A 22,917-nucleotide genomic window follows, 5' to 3' on the forward strand; every position below is an offset into this window, starting at 1 on the left:
TCCACGCGGTGACCGCTCGCCTGCGTTGCGGATAATCGGGCCCACCGATTGCCCGCGGCCATGAGGTCGCGGTGGGTGACCTGTCCGGGGATCCGGCCGCCGGCGAGCACGAAGATCGAGAATGAGCAGGTCGCGGTGCCTGCGGGCCGACGTCGGGGCCACGTTGGTCCCGGCTCCGGCGACCACCACGTGGCGGCGGCGAGCCCATGAGGCGTCCGCCACCGCCACGAGAGCACCGATGGGCGGCACACCGTTGATCAACTTCATCGCGCTTTCAGGGGCCGCAGATCTTTCGGTGGAAACGATCTACGTTGGGGCGCGACGTCGTCAACCGTGGCGGCGGGTCAGCGGCTGATGCTGGGCGTCTGCCACGTCGCCCCCGTGTTCATGTCGATCAGCTTCAGGAAGCAGCTGCCCTGGGAGCCCACTGCGAAGGTGTAGGTGCGGGTCTCGCCGGCCGAGATGTAGAACGAGCCCTCGTCGCCGAACCAGCGCCCGTTGGCGCAGACGAGGTTGAAGTCCACGTGCGCCGTGCTGCCCCCGACTTTCTGGTAAGAGGCATCGTATCCGCGTGGGTCGATATTTACACACAAATATCCCACGCCCGTCGACGTGCACTGCGACGCGGCCTCGGCGGGAGCCCCGAAGGCCAGCAGGCCGCCTGCCACGGTCAGCGCTGAAAGGGCGGTGGTAATGGTGCGACGGATGGCCTTCATTGCTCTCTCCTATTTTCTGGTCTGGATCGATGGCATGGAATTTAGCAGCTCCCGGGTATGCGTACTTTCCGTTTAATGGGCGGCCCGCGAATTGTGGTGGAAAAAGAAAATAGCGGAGGGACGCAACCTTTCTCCGCCCTTGTGTGTCCTTGTAGGGGTGGAGGATCCGCAGGACGACGAGAGGTCGTTCGAATCATTCGTGGCCGCTCGGCTGGCGGCGCTGTACCGCTACGCCATGGTCCTGACCCGCGACCGGCACGACGCCGAGGACCTGGTGCAGGAGGCGCTGACCAGGACGGGGGTGCACTGGCGCAGGATCGTCCGCAAGGACGACCCGGAGGGCTACGTCCGCACGGCGATGCTGCGCATCATGACCAACCGCTGGCGGCGCCCCCGGCGGGAAGTCGCCGTGGCCGAGCCGCCCGAGCCCGCCGTGGAGGACAGCGGACTGGAAGGTCTGCTCGCCGACGCGAGCCTCAGGGGGCGGCTGGCCGAGCTGCCTCCGCGCATGCGCGCGGTCCTTGTCCTGCGCTACGTCGAGGAGCGCAGCGAGAAGGAGATCGCCCGCCTGCTGGGCTGCAGCACCGGCACCGTCAAGAGCCAGGCGTCACGGGCGCTCGCCAGGCTGCGCACCGCTCTCGATACTCAGGAGGTCGATCATGGATGACGTGGAGTCGCGGCTCGGCGATGTGCTGGGCGACCCCGGCCGGACGGTCCCGCCCGCCTACCTCGCCGACCGCGTCCACCGGGGCGTCGCGGTCAGGCGGAGACGGCGCCGGGCTCTGGCGTTCGCCGCGGCGGCGTGCGCGGTCGTGCTGGCGGTGGGCGTGCCGGTGGCGTGGCGGCAGATCGGGGGAGGGGAGCAGATGGTCGCCAACTCCATCGACGGGCTCGAAGACCTGGTCGACATGCCTGGTTCGGTCGCCTTGCCGAAAGAGACCAAGGACGCCGGCGACTTCTTTCCCGAGACGCTGGGCGAGGACGGGTCCGTGCTGGGCCGGTCGGACAAGGCGAAGAAGCTGTGGGAGACGGGACCGGAAGGTGGTCCGCTGCGCCCGCTGAACGAGGACGCGGGCGCGACACCGGCCACCGGATCGGGTATCCGCGTATGGCCGGGGACCAATATCGTCGCCCCGCTCTACTGCCAGGACCAGAACGGCACCACACCGGTCATGCCGTTGAACCTGGTCGGATCGCCGTTCTGGGTCAGCGGAGGGACGATCGTCGGCAGCGACCCGCAGATGCGGCCGTGGACGGCCAAGGGCTGCACCCAGGGAGCCCCGGTGTCCGGCGTCTCCGGCGAGGCGGTCGCGTTCTCCTATCCCGATCTGTTCGTGGCCGACCCCTTCGACCCCAAGGGCCTGCGCCAGGTGAACGTCGAGTCGGGGGAGGTGGCTGCCCAGCACCCGCTGCCCGAGGGGGTGAACATCCGGACGGCCGGTGAGGACCGGGGGCAGCTCTGGCTGGCCGCTGCCAACCGTGACACGTTCGCCTGGGTCGCCGACGGCGTGCTCAGAACGGCGGACCGCGCCGACTGGCAGGTCACCGAGGGCCCGCGTGTCGGCCGGGCGATGGAGCTCAACTGGGGCGGGACCGCGATCCCGGCGAACGGAAGATCTCAAGCCACGTATGCCCAGCTGGGCGCGCACCTTACCGCGGGTGACCGGCTCATCGTGTACACCGGGCACGGCGAGGGCGAAGGCCCCGGCTGGCAGTCCGTGGTCTACGACCCGCGCAGCGGCCAGTCGTTCGAGTTCCAGGGTGTGGCGTACGCGGCCGGCGACTGGCTCCTGTGGGACGACGGCACCTCCTACCGCCTGGCGCGGGTCCGTTGATCAGACGCCCCTGGGTGATGATCGTGCTCGTGGCGCTCCCCACGGCCGTCAACCTGGCGGACGACGGGCTCACCTGGATCTGGACCCGGTCCCTGCCGGGGCCCCTGCTCCACGCGATCGCGTGGGCCGGGCTGCTGGACGCGTGGCTGCTGCTCGACCTCCTCGCCGCCGTGGGCGTGCTGGGTGGCGCCGCCGTCGTGGCGGTGGCCACCCGGCGCCCGGCGGTCGCCGCCACACTGCTCGGCCTGGTCGCGGCGGTCAGCCTCGCCGCCGTCCCGGCCAGGCCCGAGGGGTGTCCGTCGCTCTGGTACGGCCTGGCGTACGCGGCGGCACTGGCGACGCTGCCGCGCTCTCGGCCGCGCTCTCGGCCGCGCCGAGACGCGGCCGAGAGTCGCGCCGATCCTCATCCGGCCTCGGTCAGCACTGGTCGAGGTTGATGCCCTTCGTTTCGCGGGCGGTCAGGAAGACCACCAGGCTGATCAGGCACAGCCCCGCGAGGTACCAGGGGAACCAACTGGCGTGGCCGCTGTCCGTCAGCCGCTCGACGAGGTGCGGTGACGTGCCGCCGAACACCGCCACGGTCAGCGAATAGGGCATCCCCAGGCCGACCGAGCGCACCTGCGTGGGGAACAGCTCCGCCATGGCGGTCGGCGCGACGGAGGCGTAGCAGCCGAACAGCAGCAGCCCGACGGTCATCACGATCACCAGCGACTCGGGTGTCGAGTTCAGCAGCGTGAACAGCGGCACGATGAGCACCACATAGCCCCCGGCGAAGGCGCACAGCAACGGCTTGCGCCCTATCCGGTCGGACAGAGCGCCGTACAGGGGCAGGACCATGATCATCGCGGCCTGCGCGATCACCGACGCCCACAGCGCCGACTCCGCCGGCATGCCGAAGTTGTCCTGTACGTAGCTGGGCAGGTAGACGAGGAAGGTGTAGTAGACGACCGTCGCGCCGACGGTGAAACCGACCACGCGAAGTCCGCTGACCGGATGCCTGCGGAGCACCTCCCAGGTGGGACGGCGCACTCTGAGGTCCCGTCCGGCCAGGAAGGGGCTGGTTTCGTGCAAGGTGCGCCGCAGCTGGAGGCCGTAGACCCCGAACACGGCGCCGATCGCGAACGGCACGCGCCATCCCCATTCGGCCAGGCCGGATTCGCCCAGGACACTGAAGAGCAGTTCCGCCAGCAAGGTGGCGGTCAGGGGGCCGAGCGTGCCAGTGACGTACGCGAAGCTGGAGTAGAACCCCCGGCGGCCGGGTGGGGCGATCTCGGCGAGATAGGTGGCGGCGGCGGCCATCTCCCCGCCCGTGGACAGCCCCTGCACGATCCTCGCCACCAGCAACAACGCCGGTGCCAGCAGCCCGATCTCCGCGTAGGTGGGGCACACCGCCAGGATCAGGCTGCCGCCCGACACCAGGAGCACGGCCAGCGTCATGCCGCCGCGCCGGCCGAACCGGTCGGTGTAGCTGCCGAGCAGGATGCCGCCGAGAGGGCGGAAGAGGAAGCCGATCGCGAAGATCATCATGGTTTTGACCTGGGCGAGCGCGGGGTCGTCCGCGGGGAAGAACTGGCCGGCGAAGAATACGGAGAAGATCGCGTACGCGTTCCAGTCGAACCATTCCAGCGCGTGGCCGATCGTGGCCGCGACGAGGCCGCGGCGCGACATCGGGCGAAAATGGCCGGCGGTGACGGGGGAATGGCGCATTGTGTCAGTATCACGCGCGACGTGGTCTTTCTGGGTGGGATTCGCGACCCGTGCTGGGATCGTCGGCGTGATAGGGCAACTGGGAAAAACGACATTCCGCGATTTATCATGACAATATTGGTTATTATGTGTGACACATATTTGTCACACAGTCGCGAGAATAATAGTTTCCGTGGGTGGCGGTTCCCCGTTGGAACGACGTTCGAGAAGGGTGATCCCGGCCGCGAGCTCGCGGAAGGCGACGGCGAGCTCGTTGGCGCCGCGGGTGTCGGCCTCGGCGGCCAGGCAGAGGGTCGCCAGCCGCAGCGTCGTCGCGGCGCCTGAGGTGAGCCGCTCGCGGCGGGTGAACAGCGGCACGGCCGCCGCGCGCAGTCCGTCCGCGATCCGGTGCGCCCACGGAGCCGGCGTGCCCGCGTCGAGCGGCCCGAGGACGTTCCTGAATGCCACGTCCGCCGCGTGCAGCCTGCTCATCAGCGTGTCCGGCGGCACGACGTACGGGCCGGCCGGGAGGCTGGTCTGCTTGAGAAACGCCCGGGCGAACTGGGCCGGCCAGTCGGTGGGGGCCGTGTCCAGGCGCAGGACCCGCGCCAGAGCGTGCGACAGCGCGCGTCCCATGACCCGGTCGAGGGCTCGGTCGAAGGCGTGATCGAGGTCGAGCGCGTGATCGAGCACGAGGTCGGGGTCGAGCACGACGTCAAGGGCGTCGGCCGCCGTCCATCCGCCACCGGGGTTCGTGGTCCGGGCGTGGGTGAAGGACGCGGCCAGGGTGTCCGCCATGACGCGGGCGCGGGCGCGGTCACGTTCGCGGTCGAGGCATTGGCTGAGCGCGCGAAGGTCGGCCTCCATCTGGCCGAGGTCGGCCGGGTGGGCGAGGCCGAAGGCGTCGCCGATCCCGCGTACGTGACTGATGGTCCGGCTCAGGTCGAAGGCGTGGTCGAGAACGTGGTCGAGCGCGGGGTCGAAGACGGGAACGAGGTCGAGACCGCGGCGCAGCACGCGGACGCCCACGATGGCGCGCAGCAGGAGCAGGCGGACGAAGGTGGGCATGGAGCGACGGATGTCATCGTTGACGTGCCTGATCAGCGTCGCGGCGTCCACCGCGTAGGGCGGCCCGGCTTCGGGAGGCGTCCACAGCCGGGGAGCGGGGTGATCGCCGGGTTCGCTCCAGACGCTCAGCGCCGACGCCCCGGGGTTGAGCGAGCGCTGAACCGCCGGATTCTCGATCTCGTCATGGGTCGGCAGCCGATAGACGGGCTCGTTGCCGGTGACTCCGTTGACCCAGTCGACGAAGGCCGCCGCGTCACCCGCGCGTACCCCTGTGATCGGGTGGTCGCCGCACGGCCCGTACGCGATGGGCTCGATCCTGGCCGGGCCGTCCGGCTCCGGAGCCCGCGCGTCCAGCACGTACAGCCAGTAGATGCCCGCGGTGATCGGCCGGGCGCAGACGCGGCCGCCGGCGGCGCCGGTCCTGGTCAGGTGGCGCAGATGGCGGGCGACCAGGACGCCGGCCATGAGCCGGCGGCGCTCGGGGTCGGCGTCCGGGGTGAAGGCGGAGCCCAGGAGCCGGTCGAGCCGTTCACGGAGAACGGGGTCGAGCTCGCTGCCCTCCTCGGCGCAGTCGAAGGCCAGGGACAGCGCGGTGACGGTGCCCGAGGACAGGCAGGCCGCCACGATCGGGTCGGCGTCGGAGCGGGCGGCGTACAGGAGGGTCGTCTCCCGCCACCACACGTCGTCGACGGCGGCGACCAGCACGTCGGGCCGGCCCTTGTCACGGATGTGCGCGGCGGCCAGGTACTCCTGGAAGGTGTGGTGGGCGAAGGAGTAGAGGTCGCTCTCGCGCTCGATGAGCAGGCCGTTCGAGCGGACGTCGCACAGGAGCTCCTCCGCGGTGAGCCGCGTCGCCATGCGGCGCAGGGCCGGCCGGATCTCGGCCAGTACGGCGGTGCTCGGCAGGTCGCGGACGCCGCGTTGCATCATCGCGTGCGCGACCCGGCGCAGCAGCACCTCCTTCTTGTCGCCGCTCAGCTCGAGCGGGATCTTCTTGGCCTTCTGCCGCCGCCAGAGCATCACCTGGCAGATCTCGCTGTAGAGGCGCTCGCGGCTCTCCGGCAGGGCGCCCGGGTGACGATGGACGTTGGCGATCATCGTCAGTAGCAGCGGGTTGATCGTCAGCTCGTACAGCTCAGGGGTGTGGTTGAGCCGGTCGAGCAGGTCGTCGGCCGCGGCCTCGGCGAGCCGCCGCGCGTCCTCGCCCGCCTCGCCGTGCTTCTCGACGGCGGTGTACCAGCCCCGGACGAACCGGTTGACCTGCTCGTCGGTGAAACCGCACACCTGGAGGACCGTCGCGCCGTCGACCCGGGCCGAGAGGTAGCCCCGCGGCCGTGAGGTGATCGCGTAGTCGTTCTTGGGATAGCGCCTGATCTGGGTTTCCACCCAGTCGGCGACGCTTCTGCGGTCGTCCTGGCCGGCGATCTCGTCCAGGCCGTCGAGCATGACGACGCAGTCGCCGTCGCGCAGCTTCTCCTCGAACCAGCCGGCCGGCTCCTTGACGCCCGGCTCCACCGTGGTCCGTACGAGCTGCGGCAGTGTGACCGTCGGGGCCGTGACGATCTCGGCGGCGTGGTCGCGCAGGTAGAGCAGGATCGGCACGCTACGCCGCCGTCCCCGCCCGGCCCGGCAGATCTGCTGGGCGGTGTGGCGCAGCAGGGTGCTCTTCCCGCTGCCCGGAACGCCGACGATCGCCAGCACCACGGGGCGCCGCCGGTCGAGGAAGTCGCCGATCGAATGGCGGTCGGTCACCTCGGCGGGTAGCTGGGCGAGCACGTCCTGGCGTACGTCACGCGGCGCCCGATAGGCCAGGCTCACGTCGACGAAGACCTCGTCCAGCTCGGGGGTGTAGTAGCCGATCGTCGGCAGGCCCTTGAGATCGATGTAGCGGAGGCTGCCCAGCAGGGACTCCCGGTAGCGCTTGTCGAACCGGGACACGCGCCGCCCCACGGCCCGGTCGAGGCTGTCGACGATTCGCTGCCGCCAGCGCTCCACGACCTGCCCGGCGATCTGCCCGGCGAAGAGCGCGAGCGCGAGCAGGCCCTCGTAGAGCGCGAGCAGGATGCCGGTGACCACCGGGTCGTCCCAGATCTGCTGTCCCCATGCGGCCACCGCCACCGACGGGGGAACGATGGCCGCCAGGAGCCACCTGACGAGCTTGCCGACCATCCGCCCATCGTTCACCGGCGACGGCGGCCACGTCCGGATCTCTACGGAAGGTGATCAGAATCTATCCCCGTGTGACTGGGGCGTCGCTTCCGCGGCTACGCCTCAGATGTCGTTCGCCGCCACGTAGCCGAAGGTCATGGCCGGTCCGATGGTCGAGCCGGCGCCGGCGTAGCTGTGTCCCATGACGGCGCCGCTGGCGTTGCCGGCCGCGTACAGCCCGGGAATGACCGAGCCGTCCGCCCGGAGCACCCGCGCCCGCGCGTCCGTACGCATCCCGCCCTTGGTGCCCAGGTCACCTGGGACGATCTTGAACGCGTAGAAGGGCGCCAGCCACAGGGGCGCCAGGCAGGGGTTGGGCTTGACGACGGGGTCGGCGTAGTAGCGGTCATAGACGCTGTCGCCACGATGGAAGTCGGTGTCCTTGCCGGTCGCCGCGAAACCGTTGAACCGGGTGACCGTGGCGCGCAGCGTCGCCGCCGGGACGCCGATCTTCTGCGCCAGCTGCTCTATCGTCCACGCCTGGAAGGCGGCGCCGCTGTCGTACCAGGACTGGGGGAACGGCAGCAGCGGCGCGATGTCCTTGAACAGGTAGCGGTTGCGGTAGTTCTGGTCGACGATCAGCCAGGCGGGGATGTGCGGTGAGGCCGCCGTGTTGCGGTCGTACATGACGTGCACCACGTCGCTGTACGGCGCCGCCTCGTTGACGAAGCGCTCGCCCTTGCCGTTGACCAGGATGCAGCCGGGCAGCGTACGTTCGGCCAGGCAGAAGTACGGCTCGTCGGGCAGCGGGATCGCCGGTCCCCACCATGCGTCGTCCATCAGGTCCAGCGCGGCCCCGGCGCGTTCGCCCGCCTCGATGCCGTCACCGGTGTTCTCCTTGGCGCCGACCGTCCAGCCGGTCCCGATGGGCTGCCGCTGGAACTCCGCGCGCATCGCCGCGCTGTGCTCGAACCCGCCCGAGCCGACGATGACGCCGCGGCGGGCCTTGATCAGCGTCTGTACGCCGTTCCGCGTCACGACCACGCCGGTGACGCGGCCGCCTTCGACGCGCAGGTCGAGCAGCGGGGTGTTCAGCCATACCGGTACGTTCGCGGCGAGTAGTCCGGCGCGCAGGCTCGCCGCCAGGGACTGGCCCATGGTGAGCGGCTTCTCGCCGCGCAGCGCGGCCGCCGTGCCTCTGGCCAGGCACGCGGCGCTCACTTCCAGGCCCTTCGGGTTGACCAGGGTGAGGTTCAGCCACTTGTAGTCGGCGCTGAAGACGACCAGGCCGGCCGGGGTGGGGATGTACGGCGGGTTCAGGTGGGCGAGCTCGGCGCCGAGGATGTGCCCGTCGATCTGGTCGGGTTCGATGGAGCGGCCGTTCGGCATGCCGCCGGGGTACTCCGGATAGTAGTCGGCGTAGCCCTCCATCCACCGGAACCGCAGCGGGCTGTTCCGCATCACGAAGGAGATCATGGCCGGGCCGTTCGTCAGGAAGGCCTGCTGCCGCGCTTGGGGCACGGTGTCGCCGACGACGCGGGAGAGATACTGGGCGGCCTTGGCCGGGGTGTCCGGGACGCCGGCGGCCAGGATCACCTCGTTGTTCGGGATCCAGATCCCGGCGCCGGACCGGGCCGCCGACCCGCCGAACGTCGGCGCCTTCTCGACCACCACGCACTGCAGGCCGCGCTTGGCCGCGGTGAGCGCGGCGGTCATCCCGGCCGCGCCCGATCCGACGACCACGACGTCGTACTCGATGTCGGCGGCGTACGCGGGTGCGCGGCCCAGGGCCGCTTCGGTCATGAGTACGCCGCCGGCGATGGCGGCGCCGCGCAGCAGCGTGCGGCGGCTGGGTCCTTCTGTGGGCATGGCGGGCGTTGCGGGCGTCGAATCGGCCATGGTGGATCGGATCCCTTCAACGTGCGTGCGCTGCGGGCAGCACAGGTGGTCGGAGGAACAACCGTGGTGGCACCTCGCGCCGGTGCGACGCTACGGAAGAGCTGGGGGGTGTGGCCCCCGTCACAGCATGAAGCATGCGCTTGGTTGGGAACGCCTGTCAACAGATTGTGCGGGAGTGGCGATCTTCCGCTTTCGGGCGGCGCGGCTCGCGGTCGATCGCCACGGCGGCGCATGATCGCCCGGTGTCCGGGCAAAGGCCGTACGGCCCATTGGCAAACATGATTGAGTGAAATTTGACTATCCGTCAGGTACGGGAGGCATCAAGGATGCGGAACGGCCGGACCGGCACGACGATGTTCGCGAGCGCGCTCGCCTTGGCGGTGGCCCTGACCGCCGGATGCACCTCCAGCGGTGGCGCGCGGAACCCGGCGGCCGCCCCCCGATCGCCGGGCCCGGTGGCGAAGGTGGCGATCACCCCGGCGGACGGGACCAAGAAGGTCGCGCCGGACACCGGGGTCAGCGTCAAGGTCACCGACGGCAAGGTCACCCGGCTGGCCGTCGCCGATTCCAAGGGCCGTGAGGTGAGCGGCGCCGTGGGCACCGACGGGACCTGGCGGCCCAAGTGGCCGCTGCGCCCCTCGACGGCGTACACGGTCAGCGCCCAGGCGACCGGCACGGACGGCAAGGAGGTCACGACGCAGGCGAAGTTCACCACGCTGAAGCCGAAGCGCGCGCTGGAGAGCGGCATGTCGCCGCTGGACGGCGAGAAGGTCGGCGTCGGCATGCCCGTCCAGCTCCTGCTGTCGCGGTCGGTGACCGGCAAGGAGGAGCGGGCCGCGATCGAGCGGGCCCTGGTGGTCGAGATGTCCGAGCCGGTCGAGGGCGCGTGGAGCTGGGTGAGCGACCGGGAGGTCCAGTTCCGGCCGCGTGAATACTGGCCGACCGGGGAGAAGGTCAAGGTCGTCGCGCACCTGGCCGGCGTACAGGCGGGCGACGGGGTGTGGGGTACCAAGGACCGCAGCCTGAGCTTCACCGTCGGCGCCAAGCACATCACCAAGGTGAACGCCCGCACCCACGAGGCGGAGGTGAGCGACGGGGACAAGGTCGTCAAGACCATCCCGGTCAGCCTGGGCCGACCGGGCGACGACAGCTATTCGGGCACCATGATCGCGCAGGAGAAGGCCGCGGACATCATCATGGACTCCGCGACCACCGGCCACCCGGGTGAATACCGCATCCCTACCAAGTGGAACGTCCGGATGACCTACAGCGGCACCTTCTTCCACTCCGCCCCCTGGTCGACCGGCGCGCAGGGCAACTCCAACGTCAGCCACGGCTGTGTCAACGCGAGTCCGGCGAACGCCCGCTGGTTCTTCGAGTTCACTCAGCGGGGTGACATCATCCAGGTCAGCGGTACGTCACGGAAGCTGCGGTTCGGCAACGGCCCGACACCGTGGGCCAAGTCCTGGGACGACTGGCTGGCCGGCAGCGCGCTGGGCAAGCCCGTCAACGGCGGCTAGCCGCCCCAGAATCAGCCGCCCCAGAATCAGCCGCTCCAGAATCAGCGCCACCTCAGAAACCGAAGACGGCCGTCGGGTAGTCGACCAGGATGCGCCGGCGCAGGGCCTCGGTGGGGGCTATCCGGCCGAGGAAGTCGACCAGCACGCCGTCGTCCGGCATGTCGCCGGAGATGTTCGGGTGCGGGAAGTCGGTCCCCCACAGGACCCGTTCCGGTGCGTGCGCGGCGAGTCGGCCGGCGAACGGAGCCACGTCCTCGTACGGCGGCCCCGCCGTGGCGGGCTGCGTACCCAGCCGACCGGGCGGTCCTGGAAGCGGCCCGCGAACTGCTCCGTACGGGGGATCTGACCGACGACAGGTTCGCCGCGTCGATCGGCGCGCTCGGGCAGACCCGCCTGTACGAGGTGATCACCCTGGTCGGCTACCACCGGCTGCTGGCCGCGCAGCTCCGGGTGCTCCGCGTCGACGGCTGAGCCGCCTACCTTTCGAGGACGACGGCCAGCCCCTGGCCGACCCCGATGCAAAGGGCGGCCAGACCGGTGCCGGACCCGGCCACGGCCAGCTGGTGGGCGACCGCCCCGGTGATGCGGGCTCCGGAGGCGCCCAGGGGATGGCCCAGGGCGATCGCCCCGCCGCGGAGGTTGACGATCCCGGGATCGAGCTCGGGCAGCTCGGCCAGACAGCCGAGCGCTTGCGCGGCGAACGCCTCATTCAGCTCGACGGTCGTCAGGTCGCCGAACCCCTTGCCCGCCTTGGCCAGGGCCTTCTTGACGGCCTCGACCGGGCCGAGGCCGAAGTAGCGGGGTTCGAGCGCGCTCACGGCGCTCGCGGTGATCCTGGCCAGCGGCTCGCGACCACGCAGCCCGGCCTCGTCGGTGAGCAGCAGCACCGCCGCGCCGTCGTTGAGCGGGGAGGAGTTGCCCGCGGTGACGGTGCCGTCGGCGCGGAACGCGGGCTTCAGCCGGGCCAGCGCCTCCAACGAGGTGTCCTCGCGGATGCCCTCGTCACGGGTGAGGCCGCCGACGGGGACGATCTCGCGGTCGAAGGCCGCCTTCGCCGCCTTCTGGTGGCTGGCCAGCGCGAACGCGTCCTGCTCGGCCCGGGTGACGCCGTGCTTGTCGGCGATCAGCTCGGCGCCTTCACCGAGGGCGACCGTGTGCTCGGCGAGCATCTTGGGGTTGACCAGCCGCCAGCCGAGCGTGGTGGAGACGAGTTCCTGACCCTTGGCGGGGAAGGCCCGGTCCGGCTTGGGCAGCACCCACGGCGCGCGAGTCATCGATTCCACACCGCCCGCGATCACGGTGGCCGCGTCGCCGAGGGCGATCGCCCGGTACGCCTGGATGACGGCCTCCATGCCGGAGCCGCACAGCCGGTTGACGGTCGCGCCCGGCGTGCTCACCGGCAGCCCGGCCAGCAGCGCGGCCATCCGGGCCACGTTGCGGTTCTCCTCGCCTGCGCCGTTGGCGTTGCCGAGGATCACCTCGTCGGCGATGGTCTCGCCGTTGCGTTCCACCAGTGCCTTGATGGCGTGCGCGGCCAGGTCATCGGGACGGATGCCGGACAGCGCCCCGCCATAGCGGCCGAAAGGAGTGCGTACGGCGTCGAGAACGTAAACGGCCTTCACGCGAGGACCTCCGCATCCGTGCGCTCACGCAGGTGCGCGACGCTCACGCCGGGCGCGGTCTCGATCAGCGTGAGGCCCTTGTCGGTGATGTCGAGGACGCCGAGGTCGGTGATGATCCGGTGTACGCACGCCCTGCCGGTGAGCGGCAGCGAGCACTCCTGGACGATCTTGGGGGATCCGTCCTTGGCGGTGTGATCCATGATCACGAGCACCTTGCGGGCGCCGTGGACCAGATCCATGGCCCCGCCCATGCCCTTGACCAGCTTCCCGGGAACCATCCAATTGGCCAGATCGCCGCGAGCCGAGACCTGCATGGCGCCCAGCACCGCGACGTCGATGTGGCCGCCGCGGATCATGCCGAACGACACCGACGAATCGAAGAACGACGCCCCCCGCCGTACGGTCACCGTCTCCTTGCCCGCGTTGATCAGGTCTGGGTCGATCTCCTCCGGCGTCGGGTAGGGGCCGACGCCGAGGATGCCGTTCTCCGAGTGAAGGATCACGTCCACGTCAGGGGGAAGGAAGGACGGGATGCGCGTGGGCAGCCCGATGCCGAGGTTGACGTAGTCGCCGTCGCGCAGCTCGGCGGCCGCGCGCGCGACCATCTCGTCCCGGGTCCAGCTCATGACGCGGTCCCTTCGGGGGGAGTGGAGACGGTACGTCGTCCGGCGGTCTTGGCGGTGGCCTGTTCGGGGGGACCGGAGGTGGTACGCCGTTCGACGGTCTTGGCGGCGGCTTGTTCGGGGGTGAGCGCCACGACGCGGTCGACGAAGACCCCGGGCAGGTGGACCTCGTCGGGATCGAGCTCGGTCAGCTCCTCGACCTCGGCGATCGCGATTCGCGCGGCCATCGCGGCCAGCGGGTTGAAGTTCCTGGCGGCCTTGTTGAAGACCAGGTTGCCGTGCCGGTCGCCCTTCGCCGCCCGGACCAGCGCGAAGTCGGTGGTGATGGCGTGCTCCAGAACGTACTGCCGGCCCCCGAACTCGCGGACCTCCTTGGGGGGCGAGGCGAGCGCGACTGACCCGTCGGGCCCGTGGCGCAGCGGCAGGCCGCCTTCGGCGACCGGCGTGCCGACCCCGGCCGGGGTGTAGAAGGCGGGGATGCCGCTGCCGCCCGCGCGCAGCCGCTCGGCCAGACTGCCCTGCGGGGTCAGCTCCACCTCCAGCTCGCCGCCCAGGTATTGCCGGGCGAACTCCTTGTTGTCGCCGATGTAGGAGGCGGTCACGCGGGCGATCCGCCGATCGGCCAGCAGGGTGCCCAGGCCGCCGCCGTCCACTCCACAGTTGTTCGACACCACGCTGATGCCGCGTACGCCGGAGTCGTACAGCGCCTGGATCAGCACGTCCGGGATGCCGCAGAGACCGAAGCCGCCGACCGCGAACGACGCGCCGTCCCGCACATCGGCCAGCGCCTCATGGGCGGTGGCAACCACTTTGTCTCTCCGCACGACACTCCGCTTCGTAGTGTTCGCTAGATGAACTTCAGTTCATTATCATGGTCGAGTATGAGGAGCCGCATCGCTCTCTGTCAAAGTCCTTGGGGCGGCTTGAGAGCGGGCGGGGTTGAGGTGGGCCTGTTGGGGTGGGTCGAGGGCGGGCGGCTTGAGGTGGGTTGAGGCGCGCGGGTTGAGGGCGGATGGGTTGAGGTGGGCGCGTTGGGGTGGGTTGAGGGCGGGCGGCTTGAGGCGGTTAAGGTGCGCGGGTTGAGGCGGATGGGTTGAGGTTGGAGGAGGCAGGTTGGTTGAGGTCGGAGGAGGGCGGATGGAACCGGCGGGCGCTCTGGAGCGCGGGCTGGCCGTGCTGCGCGTGCTGGCCGCCGGTCCCAGGCGGCCGATGCGTGCGACGGACCTGGTGCGGGCCACGGGCCTGGCGAGGTCGACGGTCGACCGGATCGTGGCCACGCTCGTCCGGCTCGGCTACGCGCGGGCCGAAGAGCGCGACGTGCTGCTCGCGCCGCGCCTGATGGAGCTGGGGGAGGCGTACCTGACCTGCGGCGGTCTGGGGGCGCTCGATCCGTACGCCGAACGGCTCGCCGACGAGCTGGACGAGTCGGTGTCGCTGGCCGTACGGGACGGGGACGGGGTCCGCTTCGTCGGGCGCTTCACCGGGCGCCCCGTCCGGCGGCGCACCATGTCGGTGGCCTTCCGCGTCGGCGACCTGCTGCCCGCCGACCGCTGCGCGGCCGGTCTGATCCTGCTCGACCCCGCCGCGCGGTGGGCCGAGGACGACCAGCTCACCGAGCCCGGCCTGGTCGCGGTCGCGGTGCCGGTACGGGACGCGAACGGGACGGCGGTCTGCGCGCTGACCGTCGCCAGCCACACCAGCAGGCACACGGCCGCCGGCCTGCGCGACCACGCCCTGCCCAGCCTGCTGAAAACGGCGGCGGACATGGCCGCGGCCCTGACCGAACCGCCACTCCCGCCGCCGTCCACGCCCCTCCAGCCTGCCGCAGCCGCCCCGCACCACGCCCCGCTCTCCTCGCATCACGCGCCGCTGCCCGCCCCGCACGCCGTGCCTGTCCCGAGTGCTGCGCCCGTACCGAGTGCCGCGGGTGTGGACACGTCTCGTGCCAGGAAGGAGGAGTTGGGCGCGGAGTATCTCCAGTCGCTGGCCCGGGGTCTGGCCGTGCTGGTGTCGCTCGGTTCGGCGCGCGGCGGGCTCACCCTGGCCGCCGCGGCCAAAGCCACCGGCCTGCCGCGGGCCACCGTACGGAGGGCGGTCCAGACTCTCGATCGCCTGGGGTACGTCGCCGCCGACGGCGCACGTTTCGTCCTGCTGCCCAAGGTGCTGGAGCTGGGGTACGCCCACCTGTCGGGCCGGACCTTCGGCGAGATCGTCCAGCCGCACCTGGCGGACCTGGTGGCACGGGTCCACGAGTCGGCCTCGGTCGCGATGCTGTCCGGGGACGATGTCGTCTATGTGGCGCGCGTGCCGACCGTCGCCATCATGAGCGTCGACATCACCGTGGGCACCCGCTTCCCCGCGTACGCCACCTCGATGGGCCGGGTTCTCCTGGCCGACCTGCCGGGGGAACGGCTGGCCGGGATGCCCTCGCCCCGGCTGACCCGCCACACGCTCACCGCGCCCGCCGACCTGGCGGTAGCCGTACGACAGGCGGCCGTGGACGGGTACGCCCTCGTCGACCAGGAGCTCGAGGAAGGCGTGCGATCCATCGCGGTGCCGATTCGCGACCGGAGCGGCCGGGCCGTCGCGGCCGTCAACGTGGCCACGCACGCCAGCCGTGCCACCCCCGCCGAGCTGATCCGTGACGTCCTGCCCGCGCTCACCGAGGCCGCCGCACGCATGGAAGCGGACCTGGCCAACACACGCGGCGCCGCACGTTTTTACTAAATGTCCCCGCCACGATGCTCGGTGGCGCCACGTGAACCCCGGCCCGCCGTGGCCGGCCGGGGCACGTCACCCTCCAGAGCTACTCCAGAAATACTTGACGGCTAGGAGGTGCCGTTGATCAGGGCCATGGCCAGCTCGGGGCTGAAAGTGCCGGCCGGGATGCCCTCGCCCAGGTTGCAGCTGCCGTCTGAGTCACCCGGGACCTTGACCCAGAAGACGTACTCGGCGCCGCTCGTCTGCTTGGCGGGCGCGCTGCCCAGTTTGCGGCCGGGCGGGTTGCACCAGCTGTCCTGGCCGGTCCAAGGGCCGTTGCCGTTGCGGCTGGTGTCGATGACGTACTTCTTGGCGCCGACGGTCCCGGACAGGTAGCCGTTGACCGCGACGGAGTAGCTCTCAGAGGCGGCCGTGGTGATGTAGTTGGACACGTTCACGGAGAAGCCGCGCGTGTTGGCGATGCCCGACTTGACCAGCCGTGTGGCCATGTCGTCGGCCGCGACCCAGGTGGCGTTGCCCGCGTCGAGGTAGACCCAGGCGTTCGGGGCCTGAGCCTTCAGCACCTGGGTGGCGTCCAGCAGCATCTTGTACTGGTCTTCCGGATCCTTGCCGATCTGGGTCACGCAGCTGGCGGCGGCGACGCCGTCTGGCTCCAGCACGACGATCGCGTGCCTGGTGCCGATCGCCTTGGCGAACTCGGTGATCCACGTGTGATATCCGGCCGCGTCGCCCGCGCCGCCGCCCGACTGGTTCGCGCACGCGTCGCGGTTCGGGATGTTGTACGCCACCAGCATCGGCAGCTTGTCCGCGGCCTGGGCGGCGCCGACGTAGGTGTCCACGGCCAGCGTGAGGTCGGTGAACCAGCCGCCGAACCACTCGAAGATGGGCTTGTTGCCGATGTTCGAGCCGATGGCGGTGCCCTCGCTCGTGCCCTGGTGGGTGGCGGCATACTGGGCGGGGTGCGACTGGTTCCAGACGTACAGCGCCGTCGGCCGGGTCGTCTGCGTCTCCATCAGCGAGACGTTGTCGAAGCGGACCGTCGGGGTGCCGCCGGACCCGCCGAGCTGGAAGGTCACCTCGGCGGCGGTGTTGGTGGCGGACGCGGCCACGAACGGGATGCTGTAGCGCCTGCTGCCTGTCGTGAGCTGGACGGGCGCGGCCAGCGACTGGTTGGAGCTGGGCGTCGCCACGTACTGCACGGTCGTGGTGGCCTTGAAGGCCGTCGTGGAGTACGCGTCGAACGAGAGCGTGTAGCTCTTGCCCGCGTTCAGGGCGGTCGTCGTGGGACTGGACACCATGGCGTCCCACGGGTTGGTGACGACGGATGTCACGTTCACCCGCATACGGCCGGACTCGGCCGTGACCGTCGTCTGGCCGATCGCCTGCCAAGGGGCCGTCGAGCTGGTGAAGGCGCCGTTGCCGATCAGCTGGGCGGCGGCTGAGGCAGGCGGTGGTACGGCCAGGACAGCGGCCACGACCGCGGTTAAGGCTGCGGCGGCTTTTGCTGCGATAAATCGCACTAAATCACCTTTCAGTGGGGTGTGGTGCGCCGAAGAGCTCGGTGGGGTTCGGCGCACCAGGAGAGCGTCGTCGACGGAGGCGCTGGAGGGGGAGGGTCACCACGGCCGGCGCACACGCCGGCCGCACTCGAACAGGCATGCCGGACCTCTCTAGGTGCGGTACCGCGGCGTCGGCGTGATCATTACTGACCACCCTAGATACGGTCAAGGGATTAGGTAGTGGTAAATATCCAACCCATCGGCCCTCTTCTCTCCAGGACAGGTGATGGTCTACCGTCTATGGGAGCGCTCCCAGGCGGTTGAGGCGCCGATCGGCACAGGTCAGGTGTGTTCCCAAGAGAGCCGCGACCGCGCACCGGACGCCGAGGTCGCCTGCGGCGGCGGCGACAGCTCAACAGATCGCCGGCTCGACGGCCGTTGCGGGCGGGACGATCGTGCCGGTGGTCACGACCTTTAGCGGATTGCGCCGCCGGATCACCTCGGCGGCATCATGGAGAGGGCCGTCAGGGCATGAGTTTTCTCTGGGGCGCGGCGACGTCCAGCTATCAGATCGAGGGCGCGTTCGCGGAGGACGGCCGGGGGACGTCCATCTGGGACACCTTCAGTCGCGTCCCCGGCAAGGTGCGGGGCGCCGAGAACGGTGACGTTGCCTGCGATCACTACCACCGTTACGCCGACGACGTGCGGCTGATGGCGGAGCTGGGGTTGCGGGCGTACCGGTTCTCCGTCGCGTGGCCGCGCATCGTGCCGGAGCGCGGGGTGGTCAACCAGAAGGGCCTCGACTTCTACCGCCGCCTGGTCGACACGCTGTTGGAGCACGGCATCACCCCGTGGCCGACGCTCTACCACTGGGACCTGCCGCAGTACTTGGAGGACGCGGGCGGGTGGCCCAACCGGGACACGGCCTATCGGTTCGCGGAATATGCCGACATTGTGCATACGGCATTGCGTGATCGGGTGGCGAACTGGACGACGTTGAACGAGCCGTGGTGCTCCGGGCTGCTCGGATACGCCAACGGGGAGCACGCGCCGGGACACCAGGAGCCGTCCGAGGCCGTCAAGGCGGTACACCACCTGCTGCTCGGCCACGGCCTAGCCGTCCCCATCTTGTCCGGAAATATCGGCATCACGTTGAATATGTCGCACGTGACGCCCGCCACGGAGTCGGAGGCGGACGCGGACGCCGCCCGCCGGATAGACGGCATCCAGAACCGGTTGTTCATCGACCCGGTGCTGCGCGGCTCCTACCCCGAGGACGTCGTCCGCGACCTGGCGCCCCACAGCGACTTCTCCCACGTCCTGGACGGGGACCTGGCCCTCATCTCCCGTAAGATCGACATGCTCGGGGTCAACTACTATTCCCCCGCCCTGGTGGCGGCCGGCGAGCCCGTACCCTCCGGCAGTACGCCGTGGATCGGCGCGGAGAACGTCCGCTGGGTGGACGGCGGCCGCAAGCGCACCACGATGAACTGGGAGATCGACGAGAACGGCCTGCTGCGCCTCCTCCAGCGGCTGCACAAGGACTACCCGGCCATCGACCTCTACATCACCGAGAACGGCGCGGCCTTCGCCGACGAGGTGAGCGAGGACGGCGCCGTGCACGATCCGGACCGCATCGACTACCTGGAACGCCACATCAACGCCTGCGCCGAGGCGGTGAACAGTGGCGTCCCGCTCAAGGGCTACTTCGCCTGGTCCCTGCTGGACAACTTCGAATGGGCCCACGGGTACGGGCAGCGGTTCGGCCTCGTCCACGTGGACTTCGACACTCAGCGGCGCACCCCGAAGGACTCCGCCCTCTGGTACGCGGCCCGCATCCGCGAGGGCGTCCTGGGGTGATTCCGCCGCGCGAGCGGGTGACCTTGGGCGAGGCCGACTCGACGGTCCCCGTGGCGTTCCGGGGATGCCGGTTCCCCGGCGCCCCCGTAATCGCACCTCAGCGGCGAGAGATCACTGCCACTGCCCCTTCAGTAGTCGCTCAAGCTGTGACTGGGCCTCCACGGGGTCGAAGCCGGGCAGGGCCTCGCACATGAGGTCGTTGGTCTGCTGCTCGGCGTGCAGTCGCGCCGCCCGTACGGCCGCGAGGGTCTCGTCGGCGAGGCTCTGGCTGTCCTGTCTCATGGCGCGGGGGTCGTAGGTGACTTCCAGGACCCGGCCGTCTGGACCTACCTTCGCCTTGACACGGCCCGAAAGGCCTTCGCCGAGGCCGACGATCTCGGCGATCGCGTCCTCGGACTTCTCCGCCCACGCCAGTAGTCTCTCGCCATGATCGGCGGCCTCGTCGAGGTCCTTGTCCCGGATGTAGCCCGGGTCCATATGTGGTCCGTACACATTGCCTCCTGGTTAGAGAAGAGCGCATTCGAGGTCGTCTTCGCGCGCGGGCATCGTCGGCATATCGGATTCCGGCGGTCGAGGATGCTGATGCAGCCGTCAAGTCTAGACAGATCTTGACGTGGGTAGCTGACTATGCTAATGAAAGCCAGCAAACTGGTAAATTTCCTGATCGTTTACCGCTAGTGTCGCTCGGATGACAGGGCTAGAGATCGCTTGGGGAGCGGTTGGTCAGGACGCTTCCCGGCTACAGGGGCACAGTGAGGACTACGAGGCCGCGGTACAGCGCCTCAAGGAACGCGGCAACGGCGCCTCCGCATGGGGCGACGTCGGCCTGATCGGCATGTTCGCCTCCGCGTACGCCGAGTGCAGTCAGTTCGGAGTCGAGGCGCTGAGCGGCCTGTCCGAGGTGATCAGCGGAACGGGTGACGGCCTGCGTACCGCGGCCAGGAACGCGAGCGAGGCCGACGCCGCCAGCATGTATGGCACGACATGAGTGTGACGCTTCCTCCCGAGGCGAGCGGGATGCTGGCGATCCTCGGCGTACCGTGGCCGAACGTCGACGAGGACGAGATCAGGAAAGACGCGAGCGCCTGGCGTACCGTGCTCGCCGGAACCGTTCCGGCGGGGGCCGCGGCTGACGCGCAGGTCCGGCGGACGCAGCAGGTGTACGGGGGCGAGTCGGGGACCGCGCTTGCCGCCTACTGGAGCGAGGCCGGAAACGGCGACGGCCACCTCGCGCAGGTCACGTCCGCGGCGAAGGTCGCCCCTGTGGCCCTCGATGGCGCCGCCGCGGTGGTGACCGCCGTGAAGGTGGCCGTGGGCACGCAGGCCGCCTTCACGGCCGTGAAGGTTGGGCGGGCCCTGCTGGTCGGCGGTCCCTTTGGCGGCTCGCTCGCCTCGGCGGAGATGTTCTTCGCCCGGCGGATGATGGCGAAGATCCTCAGAGAGGGTGGCGAAAGCACCGGCAGGGGGCTGGCTCCGGCCCTCAGCAGGAGGGCCACCGAGACGTTCCGCCGCGTTGTCCAGAACCTGCGCCGCCCTGGTGGTGGTGGCGGCGGCCCGAGGCTGGCCGGCGCGGGCGGCCGGAACGTTCCGACGCGTTCGCCCGCCTTCAAGGGCGACCGTCTCGACGGGAACCCCGGTATCGCGACCCGGGGGAAGAAGAAGCAGCCGCTCAACCAGGAGAACAGGAACCCGCACACGAGCAGCTCCTCGCCATCGACCAGCGACGCCCATCAGAACGCCGGAGCCCACGGCGGCCGCCGGAACATTCCGAAGAACCCGAACAAGAAGCCGAAGAAGCCGAAGCAGTCATAGCAGGATCGCGGAGAGGAGGTTCGGATGAACACCACTGACTTGATCACCCATGCCGACGAGCTGGCCGAGACGGAGGAGTACGCGGAGGCGGCCGCCCTGTACGGTCAGGCAGCCCAGGGGGGCCTGCCCGAAGCGGCGGTATATCAGGGCGAGATGCTGTTCCACCTCGGCGACTTCCCGGCGGCGGAGCGCGTCCTCCGCGCGGCGCTTGCCGGGGGCGAGGCGGACGCCTACGGCTGGCTCTCCGACACCCTGGTCGCGGCCGAACGCCCCGCCGAGGCGGCCATGCTCATGGAGCAGGCCGCAGGTCAGGGCCACCCCGTGGGAGCGTTGCGGGCCGCGACCATCTGGGCCGACGCCGTGGGCGACCGCGAGCGGGCGGAACAGTGGTACCTGAAAGCGATTGACCGCGGCGAGCAGGGCGCGCTGAACGACTACGGCACCTTCCTCGCCGAGGACGACTCCCGCCTCGAAGAGGCGGAACATGTGCTCCGCCAGGCCGCCGAGCAGGGGGACGCTCTGGCGTTCAGCAACCTGGGCGGGATGGAGCTGGACCGCGATGCCCCCGAGGCCGCTGCCGAGTGGCTGCGGCGGGGACTGGAACTGGAGGACCAGTCCGGCTCCACGGCCCTGCTGAAACTCGCCGACGCCGAAGCGCGGCTGGGCAACCTCGACGAGGCCCGCGCTCTGCATGATCGAGCGGTCGACGCGGGCCTGCCCGACGCCCATGTGGCCCGCGCGAACTTCCTCGCCGACCATGACGATCCGGAGGCGGCGGAGGCCGATTTCCTGGCCGCCGTGGAGGCCGGTGACGAGGGCGCCCATTACTATTACGCGGAATTCCTCGCCGCGCATGATCGTGTGGGCCAGGCGGTGGGGCATTACGACCAGGCCGTGGAAGACGGATCGGACGCCGCCCACCGACGGCTCGCCTTCATCTACCTGGGCAATGGAGCCGTCCGAGCCGCCGAGGAGCACTTCAAGGAGAGCATCGCGGCGGGCTGGCTGAGCTCGGTGTACTCCTATGCCGACATGCTCCGCCAGGAGGGCCGCGCCGACGAAATCGCCGCCCTGCGCCCCGACGCCGAACGCCTGGGCGCCACTCCCGGCCAGCTGGAGGAATTGACCGCGGTTTAGGGGTTCAGCTGCGTTGCCCGTACTTCTCCGTATATGTACGGGCAACGCGCAGGAGCTCGGACTCCATCCACTCGGCGGCGGCCAGCGTGCGCGGGAGCAGGTGGCGCTCCGTGGTGGCGGCGCGGAGCAGCAGAGCCGCCGTGATGTCATGGTCGGGACGGCGGACGACGGTGATCGGATCGCCCGCGCGGATCTCTCCCGGCGCGATCACCCGTAGCAGCGCGCCGGTGCGGCCGACCTTGATGAACCGTTTCATCCAGCCCTGCTCTCCGACCCACCCCGCGAACGTGCGGCAGGGAATCCGGCCGGCGGTCACCTCGACCACCAGGTCGGAGCCCACCTGCCAGCGTTCCCCGATCAGCGCCTCGGCCACGTCCAGCCCGGATGTGGTGAGGTTCTCGCCGAAGGCGCCGTTGGCGAGCGTACGGCCGAGTGCCTGCTGCCAGGCGTCCAGGTCCTCGCGCGCGAACGCGTACACCGCCCGGTCACCGCCGCCGTGGAAGCGGCGGTCGCAGACGGCGTCTCCCGCCACGCCGCCGCCCGCCGTTCCTTTGGGGCCGACGGATGATACCTGGACCGGCCCCGTCACCGGGCGCTTGTCGATGCCTGTCATTCCGCCCGGGGCATCGGTGTAGTCCACGGGCATGGGGCGGCCGACGTTCACCGACAGAAGTCTCATGGCCCCCAAGCTATTCCGGGCCGGGCAGACGGAGCGAACACTTTTGGGGCGATCGGTGAAGGAGGGGGGACCGATCCCCCGCGACGGAAGAC

General features: G+C 70.1%; 21 protein-coding genes. 10 read left to right on the top strand and 11 right to left on the bottom strand.

Annotated features, from left to right (window positions below; all coding sequences use genetic code 11):
• Positions 1 to 344: 344 nt before the first annotated feature.
• The gene (locus AB0L53_RS06135) at positions 345 to 716 is read right to left on the bottom strand and encodes a hypothetical protein (protein ID WP_363991053.1); all 372 of its coding nucleotides are present in this window, start codon (positions 714 to 716) and stop codon (positions 345 to 347) included.
• Positions 717 to 873: 157 nt separating this feature from the next.
• Here AB0L53_RS06135 and AB0L53_RS06140 point away from each other — a divergent pair, with 157 nt between their 5' ends.
• The 3 genes from AB0L53_RS06140 to AB0L53_RS06150 are packed head-to-tail and all read left to right on the top strand — an operon-like array spanning position 874 to position 2,988.
• Positions 874 to 1,383: a SigE family RNA polymerase sigma factor gene (locus AB0L53_RS06140; protein ID WP_363991056.1), complete on the top strand. Its 510-nt coding sequence runs from the start codon at positions 874 to 876 to the stop codon at positions 1,381 to 1,383.
• Positions 1,376 to 2,551, top strand: coding sequence for a hypothetical protein (locus AB0L53_RS06145; RefSeq protein ID WP_363991060.1), 1,176 nt, complete (start codon positions 1,376 to 1,378; stop codon positions 2,549 to 2,551). The genes AB0L53_RS06140 and AB0L53_RS06145 overlap by 8 nt, the downstream gene beginning before the upstream one ends.
• 14 nt (positions 2,552 to 2,565) lie before the next feature.
• Positions 2,566 to 2,988 carry a hypothetical protein gene (locus tag AB0L53_RS06150; protein WP_363991063.1) on the top strand — a complete coding sequence of 141 codons (423 nt, stop codon included), beginning with the start codon at positions 2,566 to 2,568 and terminating at the stop codon, positions 2,986 to 2,988.
• Here AB0L53_RS06150 and AB0L53_RS06155 read toward each other — a convergent pair.
• The 3 genes from AB0L53_RS06155 to kstD all read right to left on the bottom strand — a co-directional run bounded on the left by AB0L53_RS06155 (position 2,969) and on the right by kstD (position 9,352).
• Positions 2,969 to 4,219 carry an MFS transporter gene (locus AB0L53_RS06155; protein WP_363991066.1) on the bottom strand — a complete coding sequence of 417 codons (1,251 nt, stop codon included), beginning with the start codon at positions 4,217 to 4,219 and terminating at the stop codon, positions 2,969 to 2,971. The two genes, AB0L53_RS06150 and AB0L53_RS06155, sit on opposite strands and share 20 nt — an antisense overlap.
• 183 nt (positions 4,220 to 4,402) lie before the next feature.
• Positions 4,403 to 7,474: an NACHT domain-containing protein gene (locus tag AB0L53_RS06160; protein ID WP_363991069.1), complete on the bottom strand. Its 3,072-nt coding sequence runs from the start codon at positions 7,472 to 7,474 to the stop codon at positions 4,403 to 4,405.
• A 102-nt stretch (positions 7,475 to 7,576) separates the two neighbouring features.
• The gene (gene kstD, locus AB0L53_RS06165) at positions 7,577 to 9,352 is read right to left on the bottom strand and encodes a 3-oxosteroid 1-dehydrogenase (RefSeq protein WP_358536010.1); all 1,776 of its coding nucleotides are present in this window, start codon (positions 9,350 to 9,352) and stop codon (positions 7,577 to 7,579) included.
• A gap of 326 nt (positions 9,353 to 9,678) precedes the next feature.
• Here kstD and AB0L53_RS06170 point away from each other — a divergent pair, with 326 nt between their 5' ends.
• A complete protein-coding gene (locus AB0L53_RS06170; protein WP_363991072.1) occupies positions 9,679 to 10,872 on the top strand; it encodes an Ig-like domain-containing protein in 1,194 nt (397 codons plus the stop codon).
• Between the two features lie 52 nt (positions 10,873 to 10,924).
• Here the strand turns inward: AB0L53_RS06170 and AB0L53_RS06175 are convergent, their stop codons facing one another.
• Positions 10,925 to 11,122: an amidohydrolase family protein gene (locus AB0L53_RS06175; RefSeq protein ID WP_363991075.1), complete on the bottom strand. Its 198-nt coding sequence runs from the start codon at positions 11,120 to 11,122 to the stop codon at positions 10,925 to 10,927.
• Here AB0L53_RS06175 and AB0L53_RS06180 point away from each other — a divergent pair.
• Positions 11,086 to 11,343 carry a hypothetical protein gene (locus AB0L53_RS06180; RefSeq protein WP_363991078.1) on the top strand — a complete coding sequence of 86 codons (258 nt, stop codon included), beginning with the start codon at positions 11,086 to 11,088 and terminating at the stop codon, positions 11,341 to 11,343. The genes AB0L53_RS06175 and AB0L53_RS06180 overlap by 37 nt on opposite strands.
• Positions 11,344 to 11,348: 5 nt before the next feature.
• Here the strand turns inward: AB0L53_RS06180 and AB0L53_RS06185 are convergent, their stop codons facing one another.
• From AB0L53_RS06185 to AB0L53_RS06195, 3 genes are read right to left on the bottom strand one after another with little or no spacing between them, the layout of a single operon-like run.
• On the bottom strand, positions 11,349 to 12,494 hold the full coding sequence (locus AB0L53_RS06185; RefSeq protein ID WP_363991081.1) for a thiolase family protein: 1,146 nt from the start codon (positions 12,492 to 12,494) through the stop codon (positions 11,349 to 11,351).
• Entirely contained in the window at positions 12,491 to 13,120 is a 630-nt protein-coding gene (locus AB0L53_RS06190; RefSeq protein WP_363991084.1) for a CoA transferase subunit B, read from the bottom strand. Before AB0L53_RS06190 ends, AB0L53_RS06185 begins: the two co-directional genes overlap by 4 nt.
• Positions 13,117 to 13,941 (bottom strand): CoA transferase subunit A, encoded by an 825-nt coding sequence (locus AB0L53_RS06195; protein WP_363991087.1) that lies wholly within the window; start codon positions 13,939 to 13,941, stop codon positions 13,117 to 13,119. Before AB0L53_RS06195 ends, AB0L53_RS06190 begins: the two co-directional genes overlap by 4 nt.
• Before the next feature lie 313 nt (positions 13,942 to 14,254).
• On the opposite strand from AB0L53_RS06195, the gene AB0L53_RS06200 reads away from it, so the two are divergent.
• Complete coding sequence (locus tag AB0L53_RS06200; protein WP_363991089.1) at positions 14,255 to 15,844, top strand: IclR family transcriptional regulator C-terminal domain-containing protein; 1,590 nt, start codon at positions 14,255 to 14,257, stop codon at positions 15,842 to 15,844.
• 101 nt (positions 15,845 to 15,945) lie between these two features.
• Here the strand turns inward: AB0L53_RS06200 and AB0L53_RS06205 are convergent, their stop codons facing one another.
• Positions 15,946 to 17,358 carry a glycoside hydrolase family 6 protein gene (locus tag AB0L53_RS06205; RefSeq protein ID WP_363991092.1) on the bottom strand — a complete coding sequence of 471 codons (1,413 nt, stop codon included), beginning with the start codon at positions 17,356 to 17,358 and terminating at the stop codon, positions 15,946 to 15,948.
• Between the two features lie 510 nt (positions 17,359 to 17,868).
• Between AB0L53_RS06205 and AB0L53_RS06210 the strand changes: the two genes are divergently transcribed.
• Positions 17,869 to 19,197 carry a GH1 family beta-glucosidase gene (locus AB0L53_RS06210; protein ID WP_363991095.1) on the top strand — a complete coding sequence of 443 codons (1,329 nt, stop codon included), beginning with the start codon at positions 17,869 to 17,871 and terminating at the stop codon, positions 19,195 to 19,197.
• 111 nt (positions 19,198 to 19,308) lie between these two features.
• Here AB0L53_RS06210 and AB0L53_RS06215 read toward each other — a convergent pair whose 3' ends face one another.
• Positions 19,309 to 19,689 (bottom strand): YbaB/EbfC family nucleoid-associated protein, encoded by a 381-nt coding sequence (locus tag AB0L53_RS06215; protein WP_363991097.1) that lies wholly within the window; start codon positions 19,687 to 19,689, stop codon positions 19,309 to 19,311.
• 196 nt (positions 19,690 to 19,885) lie between these two features.
• Here AB0L53_RS06215 and AB0L53_RS06220 point away from each other — a divergent pair, with 196 nt between their 5' ends.
• From AB0L53_RS06220 to AB0L53_RS06230, 3 genes are read left to right on the top strand one after another with little or no spacing between them, the layout of a single operon-like run.
• Positions 19,886 to 20,185: a hypothetical protein gene (locus AB0L53_RS06220; RefSeq protein WP_363991099.1), complete on the top strand. Its 300-nt coding sequence runs from the start codon at positions 19,886 to 19,888 to the stop codon at positions 20,183 to 20,185.
• A gap of 2 nt (positions 20,186 to 20,187) precedes the next feature.
• Positions 20,188 to 21,009 (top strand): hypothetical protein, encoded by an 822-nt coding sequence (locus tag AB0L53_RS06225; RefSeq protein ID WP_363991102.1) that lies wholly within the window; start codon positions 20,188 to 20,190, stop codon positions 21,007 to 21,009.
• Positions 21,010 to 21,033: 24 nt separating this feature from the next.
• The gene (locus tag AB0L53_RS06230) at positions 21,034 to 22,146 is read left to right on the top strand and encodes a tetratricopeptide repeat protein (RefSeq protein ID WP_363991105.1); all 1,113 of its coding nucleotides are present in this window, start codon (positions 21,034 to 21,036) and stop codon (positions 22,144 to 22,146) included.
• A gap of 4 nt (positions 22,147 to 22,150) precedes the next feature.
• Here AB0L53_RS06230 and AB0L53_RS06235 read toward each other — a convergent pair whose 3' ends face one another.
• Positions 22,151 to 22,825 carry an MOSC domain-containing protein gene (locus tag AB0L53_RS06235; protein ID WP_363991108.1) on the bottom strand — a complete coding sequence of 225 codons (675 nt, stop codon included), beginning with the start codon at positions 22,823 to 22,825 and terminating at the stop codon, positions 22,151 to 22,153.
• Positions 22,826 to 22,917: the final 92 nt, after the last annotated feature.

This window comes from Nonomuraea sp. NPDC052129 (assembly GCF_040680095.1).
GTDB lineage: Bacteria > Actinomycetota > Actinomycetes > Streptosporangiales > Streptosporangiaceae > Nonomuraea.

Excerpts from the sequence above, each read along its gene's own strand:
- AB0L53_RS06135 (WP_363991053.1), bottom strand. The coding sequence starts at position 716 with ATGAAGGCCATCCGTCGCACCATTACCACCGCCCTTTCAGCGCTGACC.
- AB0L53_RS06145 (WP_363991060.1), top strand. The coding sequence starts at position 1,376 with ATGGATGACGTGGAGTCGCGGCTCGGCGATGTGCTGGGCGACCCCGGC.
- AB0L53_RS06155 (WP_363991066.1), bottom strand. The coding sequence starts at position 4,219 with ATGTCGCGCCGCGGCCTCGTCGCGGCCACGATCGGCCACGCGCTGGAA.
- AB0L53_RS06160 (WP_363991069.1), bottom strand. The coding sequence starts at position 7,474 with ATGGTCGGCAAGCTCGTCAGGTGGCTCCTGGCGGCCATCGTTCCCCCG.
- kstD (WP_358536010.1), bottom strand. The coding sequence starts at position 9,352 with ATGGCCGATTCGACGCCCGCAACGCCCGCCATGCCCACAGAAGGACCC.
- AB0L53_RS06170 (WP_363991072.1), top strand. The coding sequence starts at position 9,679 with ATGCGGAACGGCCGGACCGGCACGACGATGTTCGCGAGCGCGCTCGCC.
- AB0L53_RS06190 (WP_363991084.1), bottom strand. The coding sequence starts at position 13,120 with ATGAGCTGGACCCGGGACGAGATGGTCGCGCGCGCGGCCGCCGAGCTG.
- AB0L53_RS06200 (WP_363991089.1), top strand. The coding sequence starts at position 14,255 with ATGGAACCGGCGGGCGCTCTGGAGCGCGGGCTGGCCGTGCTGCGCGTG.
- AB0L53_RS06210 (WP_363991095.1), top strand. The coding sequence starts at position 17,869 with ATGAGTTTTCTCTGGGGCGCGGCGACGTCCAGCTATCAGATCGAGGGC.
- AB0L53_RS06220 (WP_363991099.1), top strand. The coding sequence starts at position 19,886 with ATGACAGGGCTAGAGATCGCTTGGGGAGCGGTTGGTCAGGACGCTTCC.
- AB0L53_RS06230 (WP_363991105.1), top strand. The coding sequence starts at position 21,034 with ATGAACACCACTGACTTGATCACCCATGCCGACGAGCTGGCCGAGACG.
- AB0L53_RS06235 (WP_363991108.1), bottom strand. The coding sequence starts at position 22,825 with ATGAGACTTCTGTCGGTGAACGTCGGCCGCCCCATGCCCGTGGACTAC.